17 protein-coding genes are annotated in these 19,551 nt (G+C 60.8%); 11 read left to right on the top strand and 6 right to left on the bottom strand.

The genetic code is table 11. The features are described from left to right. Positions 1–37 precede the first annotated feature (37 nt). The 5 genes from glnL (at position 38) to ACM62Q_RS03075 (ending at position 9,449) form a co-directional block, all read left to right on the top strand. Positions 38–1,129 carry a nitrogen regulation protein NR(II) gene (glnL, locus tag ACM62Q_RS03095; RefSeq protein ID WP_415033515.1) on the top strand — a complete coding sequence of 364 codons (1,092 nt, stop codon included), beginning with the start codon at positions 38–40 and terminating at the stop codon, positions 1,127–1,129. Continuing rightward, complete coding sequence (gene ntrC / locus ACM62Q_RS03090; protein WP_415033514.1) at positions 1,126–2,580, top strand: nitrogen regulation protein NR(I); 1,455 nt, start codon at positions 1,126–1,128, stop codon at positions 2,578–2,580. The genes glnL and ntrC overlap by 4 nt, the downstream gene beginning before the upstream one ends. A gap of 1 nt (position 2,581) precedes the next feature. Continuing rightward, entirely contained in the window at positions 2,582–7,204 is a 4,623-nt protein-coding gene (gene gltB / locus ACM62Q_RS03085) for a glutamate synthase large subunit (RefSeq protein WP_415033513.1), read from the top strand. A 1-nt stretch (position 7,205) separates the two neighbouring features. Further along, positions 7,206–8,666 (top strand): glutamate synthase subunit beta, encoded by a 1,461-nt coding sequence (locus ACM62Q_RS03080; RefSeq protein ID WP_415033512.1) that lies wholly within the window; start codon positions 7,206–7,208, stop codon positions 8,664–8,666. A gap of 153 nt (positions 8,667–8,819) precedes the next feature. Further along, positions 8,820–9,449, top strand: coding sequence for a LysE family transporter (locus tag ACM62Q_RS03075; RefSeq protein ID WP_415033511.1), 630 nt, complete (start codon positions 8,820–8,822; stop codon positions 9,447–9,449). A gap of 24 nt (positions 9,450–9,473) precedes the next feature. On the opposite strand, the gene ACM62Q_RS03070 is transcribed toward ACM62Q_RS03075, so the two are convergent. After that, positions 9,474–10,415 (bottom strand): CysB family HTH-type transcriptional regulator, encoded by a 942-nt coding sequence (locus ACM62Q_RS03070; protein WP_415033510.1) that lies wholly within the window; start codon positions 10,413–10,415, stop codon positions 9,474–9,476. A 117-nt stretch (positions 10,416–10,532) separates the two neighbouring features. On the opposite strand from ACM62Q_RS03070, the gene ACM62Q_RS03065 reads away from it, so the two are divergent. The 5 genes from ACM62Q_RS03065 (at position 10,533) to ACM62Q_RS03045 (ending at position 14,709) form a co-directional block, all read left to right on the top strand. After that, positions 10,533–11,312: a sulfite exporter TauE/SafE family protein gene (locus tag ACM62Q_RS03065; protein ID WP_415033509.1), complete on the top strand. Its 780-nt coding sequence runs from the start codon at positions 10,533–10,535 to the stop codon at positions 11,310–11,312. A gap of 47 nt (positions 11,313–11,359) precedes the next feature. Then, positions 11,360–13,027, top strand: a complete 1,668-nt coding sequence (locus ACM62Q_RS03060) for a nitrite/sulfite reductase (RefSeq protein ID WP_415033508.1) — start codon at positions 11,360–11,362, stop codon at positions 13,025–13,027. Beyond that, entirely contained in the window at positions 13,028–13,588 is a 561-nt protein-coding gene (locus ACM62Q_RS03055; RefSeq protein ID WP_415033507.1) for a DUF934 domain-containing protein, read from the top strand. Then, positions 13,585–14,313, top strand: a complete 729-nt coding sequence (locus ACM62Q_RS03050) for a phosphoadenylyl-sulfate reductase (protein ID WP_415033506.1) — start codon at positions 13,585–13,587, stop codon at positions 14,311–14,313. Before ACM62Q_RS03055 ends, ACM62Q_RS03050 begins: the two co-directional genes overlap by 4 nt. Positions 14,314–14,457: 144 nt before the next feature. Next, the gene (locus tag ACM62Q_RS03045) at positions 14,458–14,709 is read left to right on the top strand and encodes a GlsB/YeaQ/YmgE family stress response membrane protein (RefSeq protein ID WP_415033505.1); all 252 of its coding nucleotides are present in this window, start codon (positions 14,458–14,460) and stop codon (positions 14,707–14,709) included. A gap of 101 nt (positions 14,710–14,810) precedes the next feature. Here the strand turns inward: ACM62Q_RS03045 and nagZ are convergent, their stop codons facing one another. The 5 genes from nagZ to ispD are packed head-to-tail and all read right to left on the bottom strand — an operon-like array spanning position 14,811 to position 18,206. After that, entirely contained in the window at positions 14,811–15,854 is a 1,044-nt protein-coding gene (gene nagZ / locus ACM62Q_RS03040) for a beta-N-acetylhexosaminidase (RefSeq protein ID WP_415033504.1), read from the bottom strand. Next, entirely contained in the window at positions 15,851–16,228 is a 378-nt protein-coding gene (acpS, locus tag ACM62Q_RS03035; protein ID WP_415033503.1) for a holo-ACP synthase, read from the bottom strand. Before acpS ends, nagZ begins: the two co-directional genes overlap by 4 nt. Next, the gene (locus tag ACM62Q_RS03030; protein WP_415033502.1) at positions 16,225–17,004 is read right to left on the bottom strand and encodes a pyridoxine 5'-phosphate synthase; all 780 of its coding nucleotides are present in this window, start codon (positions 17,002–17,004) and stop codon (positions 16,225–16,227) included. Before ACM62Q_RS03030 ends, acpS begins: the two co-directional genes overlap by 4 nt. A gap of 30 nt (positions 17,005–17,034) precedes the next feature. Further along, the gene (ispF, locus tag ACM62Q_RS03025; RefSeq protein WP_415033501.1) at positions 17,035–17,523 is read right to left on the bottom strand and encodes a 2-C-methyl-D-erythritol 2,4-cyclodiphosphate synthase; all 489 of its coding nucleotides are present in this window, start codon (positions 17,521–17,523) and stop codon (positions 17,035–17,037) included. Continuing rightward, positions 17,508–18,206, bottom strand: coding sequence for a 2-C-methyl-D-erythritol 4-phosphate cytidylyltransferase (gene ispD / locus ACM62Q_RS03020; RefSeq protein ID WP_415033500.1), 699 nt, complete (start codon positions 18,204–18,206; stop codon positions 17,508–17,510). The genes ispF and ispD overlap by 16 nt, the downstream gene beginning before the upstream one ends. Before the next feature lie 71 nt (positions 18,207–18,277). On the opposite strand from ispD, the gene ACM62Q_RS03015 reads away from it, so the two are divergent. Then, positions 18,278–19,534 (top strand): MgtC/SapB family protein, encoded by a 1,257-nt coding sequence (locus ACM62Q_RS03015; RefSeq protein WP_415033499.1) that lies wholly within the window; start codon positions 18,278–18,280, stop codon positions 19,532–19,534. The last annotated feature ends 17 nt before the right edge of the window (positions 19,535–19,551 follow it).

Below are 19,551 nucleotides of genomic sequence, written 5' to 3'. Positions count from 1 at the left end.
TGCCGCCCGGCCCTCTCGCCCGTAGATTGAAACCATCGTGCCTGCTCAGGTTTTAGCCGCTTCCGATCTTCAGCCCGGCCAGATTTTTGCCGGACTGGATCTCTTATCTTCGGCCGTTTTGTTGCTCGATGCGGCGCAGTGCATCGTGCATTGCAACCCGGCAGCAGAAAACCTGTTTGCGGTCAGCCGCCGCAGCTGCCTGGGCAAACCGCTGGCGGCGGTGCTGGGAGCGGTGCATGGTCTGCAAGCCACGCTCGATCATGCCGGCACCGACCGCTGGAGCCATGCCCGGCACGACATCGTGGTCAGCCGCGATAAAAGTGAAGAAATTCACCTCGATTGCACGGTCAGCCCACTGGCGCTCGGGGCTTTGCGTTTTCTGCTTGAATTTCATCCGCTCGACCAACAACTGCGTACGGCCCGCGAAGAGCGCGAAGCCTTGCAGCAAAGCGCCAACCGCGAGCTGATCCGCAACCTGGTGCATGAAATCAAGAATCCGCTGGGCGGCATTCGTGGCGCAGCGCAGCTTCTGGAACACGAACTGGAAACCCCGGCGCTGCGCGAATACACCCAGATCATCATTGCCGAAGCCGACCGCCTGCAAGATCTGATGCGCCGTCTGCTTTCCTCGCATCGCGCCATTCAGCCGGAAACACTCAACATCCATGCTGTGCTCGAACCCGTGCTGAAGCTGCTGGCCGCTGAATTTCCCGGCATCCGCGTGCAACGTTTTTACGACACCTCGCTGCCCGACATCACCGGCGATCGTCAGCAACTGACCCAGGTTTTTCTCAATATCGCGCGCAATGGTGCGCAGGCCATGCACGGCAGCGGCGAAATTGGCGTACACAGCCGCATCCTGCGCCAAGTGACGTTGGCCAAAAAACGTTACCGCCTGGCCCTGGAAGTACAAATCATCGACCACGGCCCGGGCATTCCCGAAGATATCCGCGAACAAATTTTCTTTCCGCTGATTTCCCGCCGCGCCGGGGGTACCGGGCTCGGGCTGGCCCTCGCGCATAACCTCGTGCAGCAGCACCAGGGCAGCATCGAGATTGATTCCGTTCCCGGGCGCACCGTGTTTGCCGTGCGCCTGCCGCTTTTTACTTCTGCCAAGGAAGACGCATGAGCATCGGTTCGAACGCTGTCTGGATCGTCGATGACGACCGCTCGATCCGCTGGGTGCTGGAAAAAGCCCTGGCCCGCGAAAATATCCCCTGCCTGAGCTTTGCCAGCGCCGACGCCGCCATTGCCCGTCTGGAAGAAGGCTCGGCACCCAGCGTGCTTCTTTCCGACATTCGCATGCCTGGCCATAGCGGGCTCGACTTGCTCCATATCGCCAAAACATACGATGCGGCGCTGCCGATCATCATCATGACTGCCTATTCCGACCTCGAATCGGCCGTGGCGGCTTTTCAGGGCGGGGCATTTGAATATCTGCCCAAGCCCTTTGATGTCGACCAGGCGCTGGCCTTGGTGCACCGCGCCATTGCGCACCGTGCACAAGCGGCTCCGAGCGCAGCGGGGGAGGCGCTGGCGACACTGACGCCGGAAATTCTCGGTCAGGCACCGGCCATGCAGGATTTGTTTCGCGCCATTGGCCGCCTGAGCCATTCACACGCCACCGTGCTCATCAATGGGGAATCCGGCACCGGTAAAGAACTGGTGGCGCGCGCGCTGCACCGCCATGGGCCGCGCCGCTCGGGGCCGTTCATCGCCTTGAATAGCGCCGCCATTCCCCGCGAACTCCTTGAGTCGGAATTGTTCGGTCACGAAAAAAATGCTTTTACCGGTGCCAATACCCAGCGCATCGGGCGTTTTGAAGAAGCTGCCGGCGGCACTTTGTTTCTCGATGAAATCGGCGACATGCCGATCGATCTGCAAACCCGGCTTTTGCGCGTCCTCTCCGACGGGCATTTTTACCGGGTGGGCGGGCATCACGCTTTACGCGCCGATGTGCGCATCATCACGGCCACGCATCAAAACCTCGAGCAGCGGGTAAAAGACGGCCTTTTTCGCGAAGACCTGTTTCATCGCCTCAATGTCATCCGCCTGCGCTTGCCGCCACTGCGCGAGCGGCGTGAAGACATTGCGGCGCTGGCGGCACATTTTCTTGCCAATAGCGCCCAGCAACTTGGCGTTGCCCGCAAGCAGCTCTCTGCCGCCGTACTCGATTTCATGCAAAACGCGCCCTGGCCGGGCAATGTGCGCCAACTGGAAAATTTCTGCCATTGGTTGACCGTCATGGCCCCCGGGCAGCAAATCGAAATGAGCGATTTGCCCAACGAGCAAAAAAATAACGACCGCCCTGATTCAACCGCGCCCGCAGCGAACTGGTCGAGCGCGCTCGCCCAGGCGATCGATCAACATCTGGCAGAACACCCGGGGACGACCTGGGAGGCGCTGACGCAGATTTTCGAGACCACCCTGATCCGCCGTGCGCTTGCGGCCAGCGGCGGGCGGCGCAGCGATGCAGCCCAACTCCTGGGTATAGGACGCAACACCATCGCCCGCAAAATTCAGGAACTCGGCCTGGAAACTCACCTGCCCCACCCTCACCTTTCGCACAAGGAAGACTGATATGCACCAACCCGATCGACAGGGTCTGTACGACCCCGTTCAGGAACATGACGCCTGCGGCGTCGGTTTCGTCGCCCACATCAGAAACCAGAAAAGTCACGCCATCGTGGCGCAGGGCCTGCAAATCCTGAAAAATCTCGAACATCGCGGGGCCACCGGCTACGACCCGCTCCTGGGGGACGGTGCCGGTATTTTGCTGCAGATTCCGGATGCTTTTTTGCGCAGCGAAATGCTGCAGCAAGGCATCAGCCTGCCGCCGGCGGGCGAATACGGGGTGGGCATGATCTTCCTGCCGCAAAACCCGGAAAGCCGGCGCGCCTGTGTCGCCGCCATTGAACGCACGATCCGTTACGAAGGCCAGCACCTGCTCGGCTGGCGCGATGTGCCGGTGAATAATCAAAGGCTGGCGCAGGCCGCACGCGAATGCGAGCCGGTGATACGCCAGGTTTTCATTGCTCGTGGCGAAGAAATTACCGACATCGATGCCTTTGAGCGCAAGCTTTATGTCATCCGCAAGGAAGCCGGCCACCACATCCAGGCGCTCAAGCTGCCGGATGTGCGCACCTTTTATGTGCCCTCCCTCTCCACCCGTACCATCGTCTATAAAGGCATGCTGCTGGCCGATCAGGTGGGCGAATACTTCACCGACCTCAGCGATGAGCGTCTGGTGTCGGCGCTGGCCCTGGTGCATCAGCGTTTTTCCACCAACACCTTCCCGACCTGGGACCTGGCCCACCCTTTCCGCATGATTGCCCACAACGGTGAAATCAATACCGTGCGCGGCAACGTGAATTGGATTCGCGCCCGCGAGCACGGCATTTCTTCACCACGTTTCGGCGAAGACCTGCCCAAAATCTGGCCCTTGATTTACGACGGCCAATCCGATTCGGCAAGCTTTGACAATGCACTCGAGCTTCTCGTGATGGGCGGCTACAGCCTGGCGCACGCGATGATGCTGCTGATCCCGGAAGCCTGGGCCGGCAATGCGCAAATGGACGAAGAGCGCCGCGCTTTCTACGAGTACCACATGGCCCTGATGGAGCCCTGGGACGGCCCGGCGGCGGTGGCCTTCACCGATGGCCGGCAGATTGGCGCAACGCTCGACCGCAACGGCCTGCGTCCGGCGCGCTATCTGATTACCGACGATGAATTGGTGATTCTTTCTTCCGAATCCGGCGTGCTGCCCATTCCCGAGGAGCGCATCGTGCGCAAGTGGCGCTTGCAGCCGGGCAAAATGCTGCTCATCGATCTGGAGCGCGGGCGCATCATCGGCGACGATGAGGTCAAGAACCAGCTCGCCGCCGCCCGCCCCTATCGTCAGTGGGTCGAACAATCGCGCCGTTATGTCGAAGACCTGCCCGCCGCCAAGCCTGCCGAGCGTCTGGCCGTGCCGCTGCACGACATACAGCGCGCCTTTGGCTACACCGAAGAAGATTTCAAATTCATTCTCGAACCCATGGCGCAATTGGCTGAAGAAGCCACCGGCTCGATGGGCAACGACAGCCCGCTGCCGGTGCTCAGCGGCCGCCACAAACCTTTTTTCCATTATTTCAAGCAGCTTTTTGCGCAGGTGACCAACCCGCCGATCGACCCGATCCGCGAAGAAATCGTCATGTCGCTGATCTCGCTGGTCAGCCCCAATCCCAACCTGCTCGGCATCGACGAAACCACGCCACAGCCGCGCCTGGTGGTGCGCCAGCCCATTCTCTCGCCGGCCGACATGGCGCGCCTGAAGGATATCGACACGCTCACCGATGGCGCTTTTCGCGCCCAGGTGGTCGACATCACCTGCCCGGCGGCAGACGGTCCGACCGGCTTGAGCGATGCGCTCTATCAAGTCTGTCTACGCGCCGAGCACGCCGTCGGCTCCGGCGCTTCGGTGCTCATCCTCTCTGACCGCAACACCGGGCCGGAACGCGCGCCGATTCCGTCGCTGCTCGCCTGCTCGGCGGTTCATCAGCATCTGGTGCGCGCCGGCCAGCGCACCAACTGCAGCCTCATCGTCGAAACCGGTGACGCCCGCGAAACCCACCACTGCGCGGTGCTCGCCGGCTATGGCGCGGAAGCCATCCACCCCTGGCTGGCCTTCGCCAGCATCAGCGCCTTCGCCCCCACCCTGCCCGGCGCGCCGAGTGCCGAGGAATGCCACAAGCGCTACATCAAGGCGATCGGCAAGGGGCTGATGAAGGTGATGTCGAAAATGGGCATCTCTACCTATCAGTCTTACTGCGGTGCACAGATTTTCGAAGCGGTCGGGCTGGCCTCGGCCTTCGTCGCCCGCTATTTCACCGGCACGCCGACGCGGATCGAAGGCATCGGCATGAAGGAAATCGCCCTGGAAGCGCTGCATGCACACGCCAGCGCCTTTGGCGACACACAAAACAGCGGGCTCGACTGCGGCGGCGAATACGCTTACCGGGTACGCGGCGAGGAGCATATGTGGACGCCGGATGCCATCGCCAAGCTGCAGCACGCCACGCGCTCGGGCCAGTTCGATACCTACCAGGAGTACGCAAGCATCATCAACGACCAGAGCCAGCGCCACATGACGCTGCGCGGCCTGTTCGAGATCCGCCTGGCCGACGTACCGGTGCCGCTGGAAGAAGTCGAAGCGGCGAGCGAGATCGTCAAGCGTTTCGCCACCGGGGCCATGTCATTGGGTTCGATTTCGACCGAAGCGCACAGCACGCTGGCGATTGCCATGAACCGCATCGGCGGCAAGTCAAATACCGGCGAAGGCGGCGAAGATGCGCGCCGCTTCCGCCCGGCACAAGCCGGCGACACGGTGGCGAGCATTCTTGGTGCCGGGCGCATCGAACGCGACACGCCGCTACAGGCCGGCGACTCGCTGCGCAGCGCAATCAAACAGGTGGCCTCCGGGCGTTTTGGCGTCACCGCCGAGTATCTGGCCAATGCCGAACAAATTCAGATCAAGATGGCGCAAGGCGCAAAACCAGGCGAAGGCGGTCAGCTGCCCGGCCACAAGGTCAGCGATTACATCGGTTTCCTGCGCCATTCGGTGCCCGGTGTCGGCCTCATCTCGCCGCCGCCGCACCACGATATCTACTCTATCGAAGACCTCGCGCAGCTGATTCACGATCTGAAAAACGCCAATCCGGTGGCTTCCATCTCGGTCAAGCTGGTGTCGGAAGTCGGTGTCGGCACGGTCGCTGCCGGGGTTGCCAAGGCCAAGGCGGATCATCTGGTGATTGCCGGCCACGACGGCGGCACCGGGGCCAGCCCGCTGTCCTCGATCAAACACGCCGGCGCGCCTTGGGAGCTGGGGCTGGCCGAAACGCAGCAAACTCTCATGCTCAATCGCCTGCGCAGCCGGGTGCGGGTGCAGGTAGACGGCCAGATCAAGACCGGGCGCGATGTGGTGATCGGCGCGCTGCTCGGGGCCGATGAATTCGGCTTTGCCACCGCGCCGCTCGTCGTCGGCGGCTGCATCATGATGCGCAAGTGCCACCTCAACACCTGCCCGGTCGGCGTCGCCACACAAGACCCGGTGCTGCGCCGGCGCTTTTCCGGCCAACCGGAGCATCTCGTCAATTACTTCTTCTTCGTTGCTGAAGAAGTCCGCCAGATCATGGCGACGCTCGGCCTGCGCCGTTTTGACGAGTTGATCGGACGCGCCGACCTGCTCGACATGCAAAAAGGTGTGACGCACTGGAAGGCGCGCGGCTTGGATTTTTCACGCATTTTTTACCGCCCCACCCTGCCCGTCGAGTTATCTTGCCGACACACAGAAGAGCAGGATCATGGCCTGGAGCGCGCCCTCGACCAACAACTGATTGCACAGGCGCAAACCGCTCTCGAAGGCGGCGCGCCGGTCAGCCTGGCGCAGCCCATCCGCAGCCTCAACCGCAGCGTCGGCACCCTGCTCTCCTACGAACTCGCCCGCCGTCACGGCCATACCGGCCTGCCCGACAAACACATCCACATTCGCTTGAACGGCACCGCCGGGCAGAGTTTCGGAGCGTTTCTCGCACGCGGCATCACCCTCGATTTGACTGGTGAAGCCAATGATTACGTCGGTAAAGGCTTATGTGGCGGCCAGATTAGCGTACAACCCCCGGCCGCCTTTCGCGGTGCTGCGAGCGACAACATCATCGTCGGGAACACCGTGCTCTATGGTGCCACCGAAGGCGAAGCCTTTTTTCGCGGTGTCGCCGGCGAGCGTTTTGCCGTGCGCAATTCCGGCGCGACGGCGGTGGTCGAAGGCGTCGGCGACCACGGCTGCGAGTACATGACGGGCGGCACGGTGCTGGTGCTTGGGCGCACCGGGCGCAATTTTGCCGCCGGCATGAGCGGCGGCATCGCCTATGTGCTCGATTTGGACGGCCGGTTTGCGCAACGTTGCAACCTCGCCTCGGTCAAGCTCGATGCTGTCTTGCCCGCTGCCGCCCAGGTGGCGGACAGTCCTTTGCACCACGGCATGAGCGACGAAAACCTGGTGTGCGAACTCTTGAACAAGCACCTTGCCGCTACCGGCAGCGAAATTGCCCGTAATGTGCTGGCCGATTGGGCGAGATACCGCAGCCGTTTTGTCAAAGTTTTCCCCAATGAATACCGCCGCGCCCTGCAAGACAAAGGCGCCGCCGCCGTGAAGGAGGTCGCATAACATGGGTAAGCCCACTGGATTTCTCGAATTCGCGCGCCAGCACGAAGCCTATGATCCCGTCAGCGAACGTTTGCAACACTACCGGGAATTCGTGCATCCGCTCAGTGAAGTCGCAGCCCGCACCCAGGGGGCGCGCTGCATGGATTGCGGCGTGCCATTTTGCAATAACGCCTGTCCGGTCAATAACCTGATTCCGGATTGGAACGATCTGGTCTATGGCGGGCAATGGCAAGCGGCCAGCGAGCGGCTGCACCGCACCAACAATTTTCCGGAATTCACCAGCCGCATCTGCCCCGCGCCTTGTGAAGCCGCCTGCACCCTGGGCATCAATGATGCGCCGGTCGGCATCAAGTCGATCGAACGCGCCATTATCGACACTGCCCGCGCCAAGGGCTGGATTAGCCCGCAGCCGGCGAGCAAGCCGACGGGGCGGCGGGTGGCCATCGTCGGTTCCGGGCCGGCCGGTCTGGCGGCAGCGCAGCAACTGGCGCGCGCCGGCCACGCGGTCACGGTGTTCGAAAAAAATGACGCTATCGGCGGCCTGCTGCGTTACGGCATCCCTGATTTCAAACTCGACAAAATTTTGATCGATCAACGCGTGGCGCAGCTGGAAGCCGAAGGGGTGCATTTCGAATTGCGCACCCTGGTGGGCGATGCGCTGCCACACTACATCGCCAATGACGCGACACGCACTATCGCGCCGGAACGCCTGCTGCGCGAGTTCGATGCCGTATTGCTGGCAGGTGGCGCAGAAACCCCGCGCGATCTGCCCATTCCCGGGCGCGAGTTGGCCGGCGTGCATTTCGCGCTGGATTACCTGATTGCCCAAAACAAGGAAATCGGCGGCGGCGCAAAAAACCCGATCGATGCGCACGGCAAGCACGTCATCGTGATCGGCGGCGGCGACACCGGTTCTGATTGTGTCGGCACCGCCAACCGGCAAGGCGCAGCCAGCGTGACGCAAATCGAATTGCTGCCCAAACCGCCTGGCGAAGAAAAAAAACCCCTCACCTGGCCTTACTGGCCACAAAAACTGCGCAGCTCTTCCTCGCACGAAGAAGGCTGCGGGCGCGATTGGGCGATTGCCAGCCAGGAATTTCTGGGCGAAAACGGCCAACTCACTGCATTGCGCTGCGCCCGACTTACCTGGCAAAACGGCACAATGCAGGAAATTCCTGATTCCAGCTTTGAACTGAAAGCCGAGCTCGTTTTTCTCGCCATGGGCTTCACCCAGCCGAGTGCCGCACTGCTCGAATCCTTTGCCATCAACCGCGACAGCCGGGGTAACGCCGCCGCCGGTACCGACGACCCCAACGGCTACGCCACCAACATCGGCAAGGTTTTCGCCGCCGGTGACCTGCGCCGCGGCCAGTCGCTCGTCGTCTGGGCCATCCGCGAAGGCCGGCAAGCCGCCCGTGCCATCGACCGCTTCCTCATGGGCGAAACCCGCCTGCCCCGCTGAGAAACCGCCCCTGCTCTTGCAACAAGGGCGGGGGCGGATGCGCCGCAGCATTTCTTCGGCGTATGCCTCGCAAAGTTTTCGCCAAACATCCGGGCAGCTGCGCCGGGCTGTGGCAAACTGTGCGCCCGTTTTACCCTCTTTCCCGTGTTACGCATGAGTTTTTCCACCTGGTTCAGTTTTTTCATTGCCTGCTGGCTAATCAGCCTGTCGCCTGGTGCCGGAGCGATTGCTTCGATGTCGGCGGGCTTGGCGCATGGTTTTCGGCGGGGGTACTGGAATGCGATCGGCCTGCAACTGGCGCTGATCGTGCAAGTCGGCATCGTCGCAGCGGGCATCGGCGCGGTACTGGCAAGGTCTGAACTGGCGTTTTCCCTGATCAAATGGTTTGGCGTCGTCTATCTCTTGTATTTGGGCTGGAAGCAATGGACGGCACCGCTCGAAACGCTCGCACTGAACACACAAAGCGCGCAGAGCTCGGCGAAAAAATTGATGCTGCGCGGTTTCGTGGTCAATGCCAGCAACCCGAAGGCGATTGTTTTCATTCTCGCCGTGCTGCCGCAATTTCTCGATCCGGCGCAGCCTTTGTTGCAGCAACAGCTCATGATGCTGGTCACCATGGTTGCGGTCGATTTGATCGTCATGGGGGCCTACACCGGCCTTGCCGCCCGTGTTTTACGCCTGCTGCGCCGCCCGGAACAACAGCGCCTGCTCAACCGCAGTTTCGGCAGCCTCTTCGCCGCCGCTGCCGTGCTCCTGGGCAGCGTGCGCCATGCCGGTTCCTGAACGCAATGGGGTAGGGATTCCTGACTACAACTGCCAGCTCTCACCGGAACCCTGCAAGGTCATTTCGATGCTGCGCCGGTCGAGTTGTGGGGCAAAAAGCTCGATGAAATCGTAATCGAAGCGGCGTAAATAACTGTCCCGGCGCACGGCAAGCCGGGTGGTGTTGGATTCGAAGAGATGCGCGGCATCGAGCGCCACGAGGCCGGTGTCACGCGCCGGATCAAAGGCCAGTTTGGCGATGATGCCCAGACCCAGACCCAGGCTGACATAGGTTTTGATCACGTCGGCATCGAGCGCGGTGAGCGCGATGTTCGGTTGCAGATCGGCCTTTTCAAAGGCGCGATTGATGCGCGAGCGCCCGGCAAAAGCGGTGTCGTAAGTAATCAGCGGGTAGCGCGCCAAAGTTGCCAAAGTCAGCGCCCCGCCCGTTTGCAAAGGATGGTCTTGCGGCACGATGACGCAGTGACTCCACTGCTGCACCGGAAAAGAGATGAGTTTTGAGGCCTGATCAAGCGCCTCGGTGGCAATGCCAATATCCGCCTGACCGGCGGCCACCCAGTCGGCAATTTGCAACGGATTACCCTGGTGCATTTCGAGCTTGATTTCTGGGTGTTTGTTCATGAAATCGCGCACCACCGTGGGCAGTACATAGCGCGCCTGGGTGTGCGTGGTGGCCAGCACCAGCCGCCCCGATTCGCCGCTGACGAACTCACTGCAGGCACGTTTGAGGTTTTCTGCTTCACGCAAAATACGCTGGGCGGTATCGATCGCCATCCGCCCCGGCTCGGTGACACCGGTAAAACGCTTGCCACTGCGCTCGAAAATGGCAATACCCAGTTCGTCTTCCAGCATGCGAATCTGCTTCGAAACGCCGGGTTGCGAGGTGTACAACGCTTCTGCCGCTTCCGAGACGTTCAAGCTCTGGCGCTCGATTTCGACGATGTAACGTAATTGCTGCAGTTTCATGCGTATTTGTCCGGGGGCTGGAAAAAACCAAACCCAAGGCTGCTAATAACAAAAAGATATACCAATCTACCTGATTATTCTTTTTGACTCAATCGCGGCAGCGTAGGATGCGCGCCCATGGATGCTTATCTCTACACTGTTTCGGGCTTCGCCGTTGGCGCAATCGTCGGTCTGACCGGCGTCGGCGGCGGTTCCTTGATGACCCCGCTACTGGTCATCATTTTTGGCGTACACCCGGCCACCGCGGTCGGCACGGATCTACTCTATGCCGCGCTGACGAAAGCCGGCGGCACAGTGGCGCACAGCCGCAAAAAGCACATCGACTGGCAAATCACCGCACGCCTGGCGGCCGGCAGCATTCCGGCGGCAGCGCTGACGATCGCCGTGCTTTCTTTTTTGCCGGACGGCCACCAGAGCATCGGCATCGTGGTCTCCCACGGCCTGGGTTTTGCTCTGCTACTGACCGCTGTTGCCATTCTTTTTGGCCGCAAACTGCGCGATTATGCCAATCGGCAAGAAAACTCACCGCTGCGCCAATGCTGCATCGCGCCGATAACCGTTGGCGTTGGTGCGCTGCTCGGTGTTTTGGTGACGATTTCCTCCGTCGGGGCCGGTGCACTCGGGGTTGCCGTGTTGTTTTTCCTGTATCCAAAACTTTCCCCGGTGCGCATCGTCGGCTCCGACGTTGCCCACGCCGTGCCGCTCACCCTGGTTGCCGGCCTTGGTCATTGGTGGCTTGGCAGCGTCAATTGGGCCTTGCTGGGGAGCCTGCTGCTCGGCTCGCTGCCTGGCATCTGGCTGGGTACCCAGCTTTCGGCCAAAGTTCCGGAGCACATCCTGCGCCGCCTGCTCGCCGCCATGCTTCTGTTGATCGGCAGCAAGCTCGTTTTCGCCTGAAATTAAAACCTGAACTTACAATAACGCCCCTCCCCCAAGGACAGCCCATGTACCGTTACAACGACTTCGACCAAAAACTGATCGAACAACGTGTTGCCCAATTCCGTGACCAGGTGCGCCGCTGGCAAACCGGCGCATTGACGGACGATGAATTTCGCCCCTTGCGCCTGCAAAACGGCCTCTACATCCAGCGCCACGCGCCGATGTTTCGTATCGCCGTGCCCTACGGCACCTTGAACAGCACGCAGTTGCGCCGTCTGGCCCAGGTTGCGCGCAAATATGATCGCGCTTATGGCCATTTCACCACCCGTCACAATCTGCAGCTGAACTGGCCGAAGATCGAAGATGTGCCGGATATTCTGGCCGAACTTGCCGAAGTGCAGCTGCACGCCATTCAAACTTCCGGTAACTGCATCCGCAACATCACCACCGACGCCTTGGCCGGCGTGGCTGCCGATGAGGTGATCGATCCGCGCCCGCTCGCCGAAATTTTGCGCCAATGGTCCACTTTTCACCCTGAATTTGCTTTTTTGCCGCGCAAATTCAAGTTCGCCATTTCCGGCACCGAAGAAGATCGCGCCGTTACCTGGTTTCATGATATTGGCTTGCAATTAAAAATAGTCGATGGGCGCATCGGCTTTGCCGTGATTGTCGGCGGCGGCCTGGGACGCACGCCGATTCGTGGCGAAATCGTGCGCGACTTCCTGCCCTGGCAGCACATCCTGACCTATTGCACAGCCATTTTGCGCGTTTATAACCGCTACGGCCGGCGCGACAATGCCTTCAAGGCGCGCATCAAGATTCTCGTCCAGGCGCTGGGTATCGAGGCGTTTCGCGCCCAAGTCGATGCCGAATGGGCGCACGAAAAAGATGGCCCGCATACCTTGACACAGGCCGAATACGACCGCGTCGCCGCGCACTTCAACCCGCCGGCGTACACCACGGCGCAAACAGCCAATTTCCCGCCAGACAGCGCGTTTGCCCGCTGGCGCAGCCGCTGCACCCATGCCCACAAAGTACCGGGCTATGCTGCGCTAACACTTTCGCTCAAGGCCCACGGCCAGGCGCCGGGCGATATCACGTCCGAACAAATGGAGACGGTCGCCGATCTGGCCGAGCGTTACAGCTTTGGCGAATTGCGCATCAGCCACGAACAAAACGTCATTCTCACCGATGTGCGCGAAACCGACCTGTACGCCGTCTGGCAAAGCGCTCGTGCCGCCGGCCTGGCAACGCCCAACATCGGCCTTTTGACCAGCATCATCTGCTGCCCTGGGGGTGATTTCTGCGATCTGGCCAACGCCAAATCAATTCCCATCGCCACGGCAATTCAAGAGCGCTTCGACAATCTCGATTACCTTTTTGACATTGGCGAACTCGATCTCAACATCTCCGGCTGCATGAATGCCTGCGGCCACCACCACATTGGTCACATCGGGGTCTTGGGTGTAGATCGCAAGGAAGAAGAGTTCTATCAGGTCACCCTGGGCGGGCGTCAGGGCAATGCTGCCTGCACTGGCAAGGTGATAGGCCCGGCCTTTGCTGCCGAAGAAATGCCCGATGTGGTAGAGAAAATCATCGGCGTTTATCTCGAAGCGCGCCATGCCGACGAGCGCTTTATCGATACCTTTGATCGCATCGGCATCGCCCCTTTCAAAAACAAGGTTTACGCCGAGCGCGCGCATGGCCGCGCCAAACACAAGGAGGCCGAATAAATGGCGCAACTCATCACCCGCACGCAAAACATTGTCGATCACTGGTTGGTTTACGCTGAAAAAAATCAGGGCGACACAACAGCCTGCGCCGACCAAAGCCCCCTGCCCCAAAACCATTTGCCCTTTACGGCACCCCAGCAAGCAACGATTTACCCCCTCGCCCTGTGGCAGGCCGAGCGCCACGCCATACTGGCTGCCGGCCACCCCATTGGCATCTTGCTCGAAACCGACGAACGGGTGGAGGATATTGCCGATGACCTCGCCCATTTCGCGCTCATCGCTCTCAATTTCCCCAAATTTGTCGATGGTCGCCACTATTCCAGCGCCGCTCTCTTGCGCCAGCGCTATCGCTACACCGGCGAAGTGCGCGCGCTGGGCAACATCTTGCACGACCAACTGTTTTATTTAAGCCGTGTCGGTTTCGATAGCTATGCCTTGAGCGATGGCAAGGATGCCGCCTACGCCCTGGATAAAGCGTTCACGGTATTTTCTGCACCCTACCAGGGCAGCAGCGATTGTGCCCAACCGCACTTTTGCCGCAGCGCAGCGCCCCAATCATGAATCCGAAACTACTCACCGTCACCCCGGAATTAAGCGAGCGCACCGCCGTTAAAACTGCCGCCGCGCTCGCTTTATTGCGCCACGTCGCCCAGAACTATTCGCCCGCCGTATTTGCCAACAGCCTGGGCGCGGAAGATATGGTGCTGACCGATCTGATCTGCAAAAACCAGCTGCCGATTGAAATTTTCAGCCTCGACACCGGCCGCCTGCCCAGTGAAACCTACGATTTAATGGCTGAACTGGATCGCCACTACGGCCTGAAATTAAAAATTTACTACCCGCAAGCCGAACCGCTCGAACGCTATGTGCGCCAGCATGGCATCAATGCTTTTTACGACAGCGTCGATCTGCGCAAAGCCTGCTGCCATCTGCGTAAAGTCGAACCGCTGCAACGCGCCCTCAGCGGCCAGCGCGCCTGGATCACCGGCATGCGCGCCGAACAAGCCGCCACGCGCGGGCAGCTTGCGCAACAGACCTACGACGAAAGTAACGCCCTGGAAAAATTCAATCCGCTCGCCGACTGGAGCGAACAGGAAGTCTGGGCCTATCTCAAAACCCATGCCGTGCCCTACAACCCCCTGCACGAAGCCTTTTACCCCAGCATCGGCTGCGCCCCCTGCACCCGCGCCATTTCCCCCGGCGAAGACATCCGCGCCGGCCGCTGGTGGTGGGAAAACCCGCAAACCAAGGAATGCGGGCTACATATCAAACGCGGTGGGACATAACGGGTGAAGGATGCCCGGGACGCCTGCCCCCGGCATGTTCATTTGCCCTCTTCTATTCCCTACATTTCTTTACCAAACACCAACCCGCCCAGGCCGTGCGCTCCCGTAAGATAGCCCCCTCATTGTTATGAAAGGCACATCGGCATGGGCATTATCTGGACCATCGTACTCGGCTTCGTGATTGGCGTTATCGCCAAAATCCTGCACCCGGGCAAGGAAAACATGGGCATCATCGTCACCATCTTGCTCGGCATCGCCGGCTCTTTCCTTGCTGGCATCGTCGGCCAATTTCTCGGCTGGTACCAAGCCGGCGAAGGCGCAGGCTTCATCGCCTCCGTGATCATGGCCATCATTTTGCTGGTGATTTACGGGCGCTTGCAGCAAAAAAGCGCTTGAGTTCGTAAGCAATTCCGCAGTTTGGTCCCGGCAATCTGGGCTACGCCGGGACGTACAGCTTCGACAAGTGGTGCGATTGCCCTGCGCGTACGAGGCCTTGCTCAACCCGCCGTCGGCAACTCCGCCAACATCGCCAGCGCTTCGCGGTAGGTGTGCGGATCGGGGTAGCGGCAAGTTTCGGGCGGCAGCAAGCGGGCGACGCGCTGGGCGCGGGCGGGGTCGGGCGTGGGCTGCCATGTCGCCAACACTTCGCCGACGCTTTCCGGGGTATTGCATACGAGCAGCATGTCGCAACCGGCAGCCCAGGCGGCTTCGACGCGGGCCAGCATGTTGCCGACGACACCCGCACCGGCCATGGACAAATCGTCGGTAAATATAACGCCCTGAAACTTCAGATCCTGACGCAGATAATCCAGCCAGCGGCGGGAAAATACGGCGGTATGGCAATCGATGCAGGAATAAATGACGTGCGCCGCCATTACTGCATCGAGCGCGGCAGTTTGCGTCAATGCGCGGTAGGGGCGTAAATCTTCCTCCATAGCCTCCAGGCTGCGCGCATCTACCGGCAGTTCAATATGCGAATCCGGAATCACATAACCATGCCCCGGGTAATGCTTGCCGCAAGTACCCATGCCACCGGCGCGCAGCCCTTCGCCCAAGGCGGCGGCGAGCGCGATAACGACATCCGGATCACGGTGCAAGGCGCGGTCGCCAATGACGCGCGAAGGGCCGTAATCGAGATCGAGCACCGGGGTAAAGGAATAATCGACGCCACAGGCCCGCAATTCTGCCGCCAGAATGAAACCTGCCGCCCGCGCCACGGCCAGGGCATCTTGCGGCGCGTGGTCGTAATACTGGCCGAGCCGGCGCATCGCCGGTAAAGGGGTGAAGCCTGTGCGAAAACGCTGTACGCGCCCACCTTCGTGATCCACGGCAATCAGCAGAGGCGGGCTGCGCAGGGCGTGAATTTCGGCGCATAAGGCGGTGAGCTGGGCGCGATCCTGATAATTGCGGGAAAACAAGATGATGCCTCCCACCAGCGGGTGGCAAAGACGCTCGCGTTCGAGCGGCGTCAGCGCATGCCCGGCAATGTCGATCATCAAGGGGCCGTGTGGCAGGTCAGAAAGCGGCGGGCAAGAAGTCATCGTTGTTCCAGTATCACGTAAGCCACGGCGTATTCCGCTTCGTCGCTGATCGAAAGATGGGCGCGCAAGCCTTGTGCGGCACAGGCGGAGGCCAGCGGTTCATGCAAAATGAACTGCGGTTTACCCAGCGCATCGTGGCTGACGGCGAGCGCCGGCAAGAGCACCGGCGCGCGCACGCCGGTACCGTAGGCCTTGGCGAAAGCTTCCTTGGCGGCAAAGCGTTTGGCCAGAAAACGGCCTTTGTCGGCAGCGGCGGCAAATTCGGCGAATTCTTCTGGCGCGAGCAGGCGCGCCAAGGCATTTTCGCCGTGCCGCTGCCACATTTCACGCAGACGGGCGACGGCGACGATATCCGTGCCGATGCCAAAAATCATGCGTCTTGCCTGCCTGGCGATTTTTCCTGGCACGCCGCCGCGGCACGCATGAGCGCTTTCATTTCACGCACGGCTTCGCGCATTCCCACGAACACCGCCCGGCTGACAATCGCATGGCCGATGTGCAATTCACGGATGCCGGGCAGGCGCGCCACCGGCTGCACGTTGTAGTAATTGAGCGCGTGCCCGGCGTTAAAACGCATACCCAGCGCCCGAATTGCCGCGCCGGCGGCACGAATTTTTTGCAACTCTTTTTGTACGGCAGGTGCTTCAATATCGCGCCCCTGGGCGTAAAACGCATGCGCATAGGGGCCGGTGTGAATTTCGCAGACCTGCGCGCCGATGCGGGCAGCCGCCTCGATCTGGGGCAGATCGGCGTCGATGAAAACGCTGGTCGTGACGCCTGCCCCGCTCAGACGGGCAATGATTTGCGTCAGCCGCGCCTCCTGCCCGGCGACATCCAAACCGCCCTCGGTGGTGATCTCGTGGCGTCCCTCCGGCACCAGCATGGCCATTTCCGGTTTCAAGGCGCAGGCAATGTCGAGCATTTCATCGGTGGCCGCCATTTCCAGATTGAGCTTGATCTGGGTCGATTCGCGCAAACGCCGCACATCGACATCCTGAATGTGGCGACGATCTTCACGCAGATGCACGGTAATGCCGTCGGCCCCGCCCAGATGCGCTTCCACTGCCGCCCAGGCCGGATCGGGTTCATAGGTGCGGCGCGCCTGGCGCAGCGTGGCGACGTGGTCAATATTGACGCCCAGTTCGATCATGTATTCATCCTTTTTCTGTAAATTCGCGCTTCAGCGCATAAGCAAAATCACGGCCTGCGCCTCAATGGCTTCTTCACGCCCGAGATAGCCTAGGGTTTCGTTGGTTTTCCCCTTGATATTGACGCAGTCCTCGGCAATGCCGAGATCGGCGGCGATATTGGCCACCATCGCCGGGGCATGGGGCGCGAGCTTGGGTTTTTGCGCGATCAAGGTGGCATCGACGTTAACCACCTGCCAGCCCTTTTCGGCCACCAGAGCACGCGCGGCACGCAGCAAGACGCGGCTGTCCGCGCCCTGATAGCGCGGGTCGCTATCCGGAAAGTGCCGACCGATATCGCCCAAGCCCGCCGCGCCAAGCAAAGCATCGGTAATCGCATGCAGCAAGGCATCCGCATCGGAGTGGCCGAGTAAGCCAAGCCGGTGTTCGATATCAACACCGCCCAGAATCAGTTTGCGCCCGGCCACCAGGCGATGCACGTCATAGCCCTGGCCGACGCGAAAGGCTAGCTGTTGCGCCATTGTTGCTCCCGCAAAATAAGGGCCGCCAAAGCAAGATCAGCGGGGTAAGTGACTTTCAGATTGCTGCTCGCCCCTTCGACTAGGCGTGGCGACAAACCCAGTGCTTCGATTGCGCCGGCTTCATCGGTGACAGCGTCTTGCGCGGCCAGCGCCCGGGCTAGCAGACCATAGCGGAACATTTGCGGCGTCTGCGCCTGCCACAAGCCATCGCGTGCTTCAGTGGCCGCCACCCGCTGCGCGGCATCGGCGCGCTTCAAGGTGTCTGCAACCGGCACGGCCAACAAACCACCGACCGGGTCATCGGCCAAAGCGATGCGCAACGCGCCGATAAGCTGCGGTGTCAGACAGGGCCGGGCGGCGTCATGCACCAATATCCAGTCTTCCTCAGCGGCCACCATGGCTGCCGCCTGCAAACCATTACGCACGCTTTGCGCGCGCGTTTGGCCGCCGCAATACACTGTTTCCAGCTTGGCACCCAAGCTCGACCAATCGTATTGCGGCCAAAATGTATCCTCTGGCGAGAGCACCACCCAAACACGCTCGATATAGGGATCGGCAAGCAGCGCCGCCAGGGTGTGATAAATCAGAGGGCGGGCGTTGAGTTCGAGATACTGCTTGGGACGCGGCGCGCCAAAGCGGGTGCCGACGCCGGCAGCAGGAATAATTGCGAAATATCTGGGCATGGCTTAATTTTAGCGAAGAACGCCGTTTTCAGGTTTGCCGCGCCCCTCCTCCTTTCCTGCAAAGGTCTTTTATGAGCTTTCTCGCCCCTGAACTTGCCGCCCCGGTCGAAGCCTTTGCCACCGCGCTGGGGATTGGTTTATTGATCGGCATGGAACGCGAGCGGCGCAGCGACTCTGCCGCCGGGCTGCGCACTTTTTCGCTCGTCTCCATGCTCGGCTGTTTATTTGCGCTGCTTTCCGAGCACAGCGGCGGCCCCTGGTTATTGGCCGTTGGCCTGATCGTCTTGGCGCTGTCGATGATCGCCTCCAATTTTTCTGCGCAGCAAGAAGAGCAATACCGGGGATTTACCTCGGAAGCGGCCATCATCGTCACTTACGGGCTGGGCGCGGCAGTCTGGCTGGGGCACGCACAGGTTGCCGTGATGCTCGCCCTGACCACCACCATGCTGCTTTATTTCAAGACCGAACTGAAAGCCTTGAGCGAGCGCATGACGGAAAAAGACATCAACTCCATGCTGCAATTTGGCGTACTCGCCCTGGTCATCCTCCCCATTTTGCCGGACGGCAATTTCGGCCCTTACGGCGCGATCAACCCACGTCAGGTATGGTGGCTGGTGGTGCTGATTTCCGGTCTGGCACTGGCCGGTTACCTTGCTTTACGCATTATCGGCACGCAGCATGGCGCGGCTTTGTTGGGCATTTTTGGCGGCCTGGCTTCCTCTACCGCCACCACCATGATGTTCTCCCGCCATGCGAAAGAACACGCCCATCTGGTACGCATGTCTTCGCTCGTCATCCTGATTGCCAACGTGATGGTGATGATCCGCTTGGGCGTAATTGCCGGCTTGCTTGCGCCGGCGCTCTTGCAGCCGATTGCCATCGTTTTTGCCTGCGGCATCGCGCCCGGCGTGCTCATGGCCGGTTATGGCTGGAAGGTGCTGCGCGCTTCCGGCGAATTGCCGGTGCCGGAAATCAAGAACCCGACGGAATTGAAAACCGCGCTGACTTTCGGCGTGCTGTACGCCCTCATTTTGCTTGCCGCCGCCTGGCTGCAGGATATCGCCGGCAGCAGCGGCTTGTTCGCCGTGGCCGTGGCATCCGGTTTGAGCGATGCCGACGCCAGCGTTTTGTCGACCTTGCGCATGTTCAACATGGAACGCATCATCGGCGAGGATGCCGTGATTGCCGTGGCACTCGCGCTCATCGCCAACCTCGTGTTCAAGATCGGACTACTCATCAGCATCGGCGGCAAAGCCCTCGCCCGGCGCGCCCTGCCTGGCCTTTTGGCGATCGGCGGCGGCATGGTGGGCGGGCTGTTTCTGGTGTAAATCGGCTGCGGATAAAA

This window comes from Azonexus sp. (genome assembly GCF_047638095.1).
Taxonomy (GTDB): domain Bacteria; phylum Pseudomonadota; class Gammaproteobacteria; order Burkholderiales; family Rhodocyclaceae; genus Azonexus.
Note: the sequence above shows the minus strand (reverse complement) of the source record. Positions and strands in the feature narration are given on the sequence as shown.

What these genes read in the sequence shown, in the direction of transcription:
- ntrC (WP_415033514.1), top strand. Translation starts at nt 1,126, where the DNA reads ATGAGCATCGGTTCGAACGCTGTCTGGATCGTCGATGACGACCGCTCG.
- gltB (WP_415033513.1), top strand. Translation starts at nt 2,582, where the DNA reads ATGCACCAACCCGATCGACAGGGTCTGTACGACCCCGTTCAGGAACAT.
- ACM62Q_RS03080 (WP_415033512.1), top strand. Translation starts at nt 7,206, where the DNA reads ATGGGTAAGCCCACTGGATTTCTCGAATTCGCGCGCCAGCACGAAGCC.
- ACM62Q_RS03075 (WP_415033511.1), top strand. Translation starts at nt 8,820, where the DNA reads ATGAGTTTTTCCACCTGGTTCAGTTTTTTCATTGCCTGCTGGCTAATC.
- ACM62Q_RS03070 (WP_415033510.1), bottom strand. Translation starts at nt 10,415, where the DNA reads ATGAAACTGCAGCAATTACGTTACATCGTCGAAATCGAGCGCCAGAGC.
- ACM62Q_RS03065 (WP_415033509.1), top strand. Translation starts at nt 10,533, where the DNA reads ATGGATGCTTATCTCTACACTGTTTCGGGCTTCGCCGTTGGCGCAATC.
- ACM62Q_RS03060 (WP_415033508.1), top strand. Translation starts at nt 11,360, where the DNA reads ATGTACCGTTACAACGACTTCGACCAAAAACTGATCGAACAACGTGTT.
- ACM62Q_RS03055 (WP_415033507.1), top strand. Translation starts at nt 13,028, where the DNA reads ATGGCGCAACTCATCACCCGCACGCAAAACATTGTCGATCACTGGTTG.
- ACM62Q_RS03050 (WP_415033506.1), top strand. Translation starts at nt 13,585, where the DNA reads ATGAATCCGAAACTACTCACCGTCACCCCGGAATTAAGCGAGCGCACC.
- ACM62Q_RS03045 (WP_415033505.1), top strand. Translation starts at nt 14,458, where the DNA reads ATGGGCATTATCTGGACCATCGTACTCGGCTTCGTGATTGGCGTTATC.
- nagZ (WP_415033504.1), bottom strand. Translation starts at nt 15,854, where the DNA reads ATGACTTCTTGCCCGCCGCTTTCTGACCTGCCACACGGCCCCTTGATG.
- acpS (WP_415033503.1), bottom strand. Translation starts at nt 16,228, where the DNA reads ATGATTTTTGGCATCGGCACGGATATCGTCGCCGTCGCCCGTCTGCGT.
- ACM62Q_RS03030 (WP_415033502.1), bottom strand. Translation starts at nt 17,004, where the DNA reads ATGATCGAACTGGGCGTCAATATTGACCACGTCGCCACGCTGCGCCAG.
- ispF (WP_415033501.1), bottom strand. Translation starts at nt 17,523, where the DNA reads ATGGCGCAACAGCTAGCCTTTCGCGTCGGCCAGGGCTATGACGTGCAT.
- ispD (WP_415033500.1), bottom strand. Translation starts at nt 18,206, where the DNA reads ATGCCCAGATATTTCGCAATTATTCCTGCTGCCGGCGTCGGCACCCGC.
- ACM62Q_RS03015 (WP_415033499.1), top strand. Translation starts at nt 18,278, where the DNA reads ATGAGCTTTCTCGCCCCTGAACTTGCCGCCCCGGTCGAAGCCTTTGCC.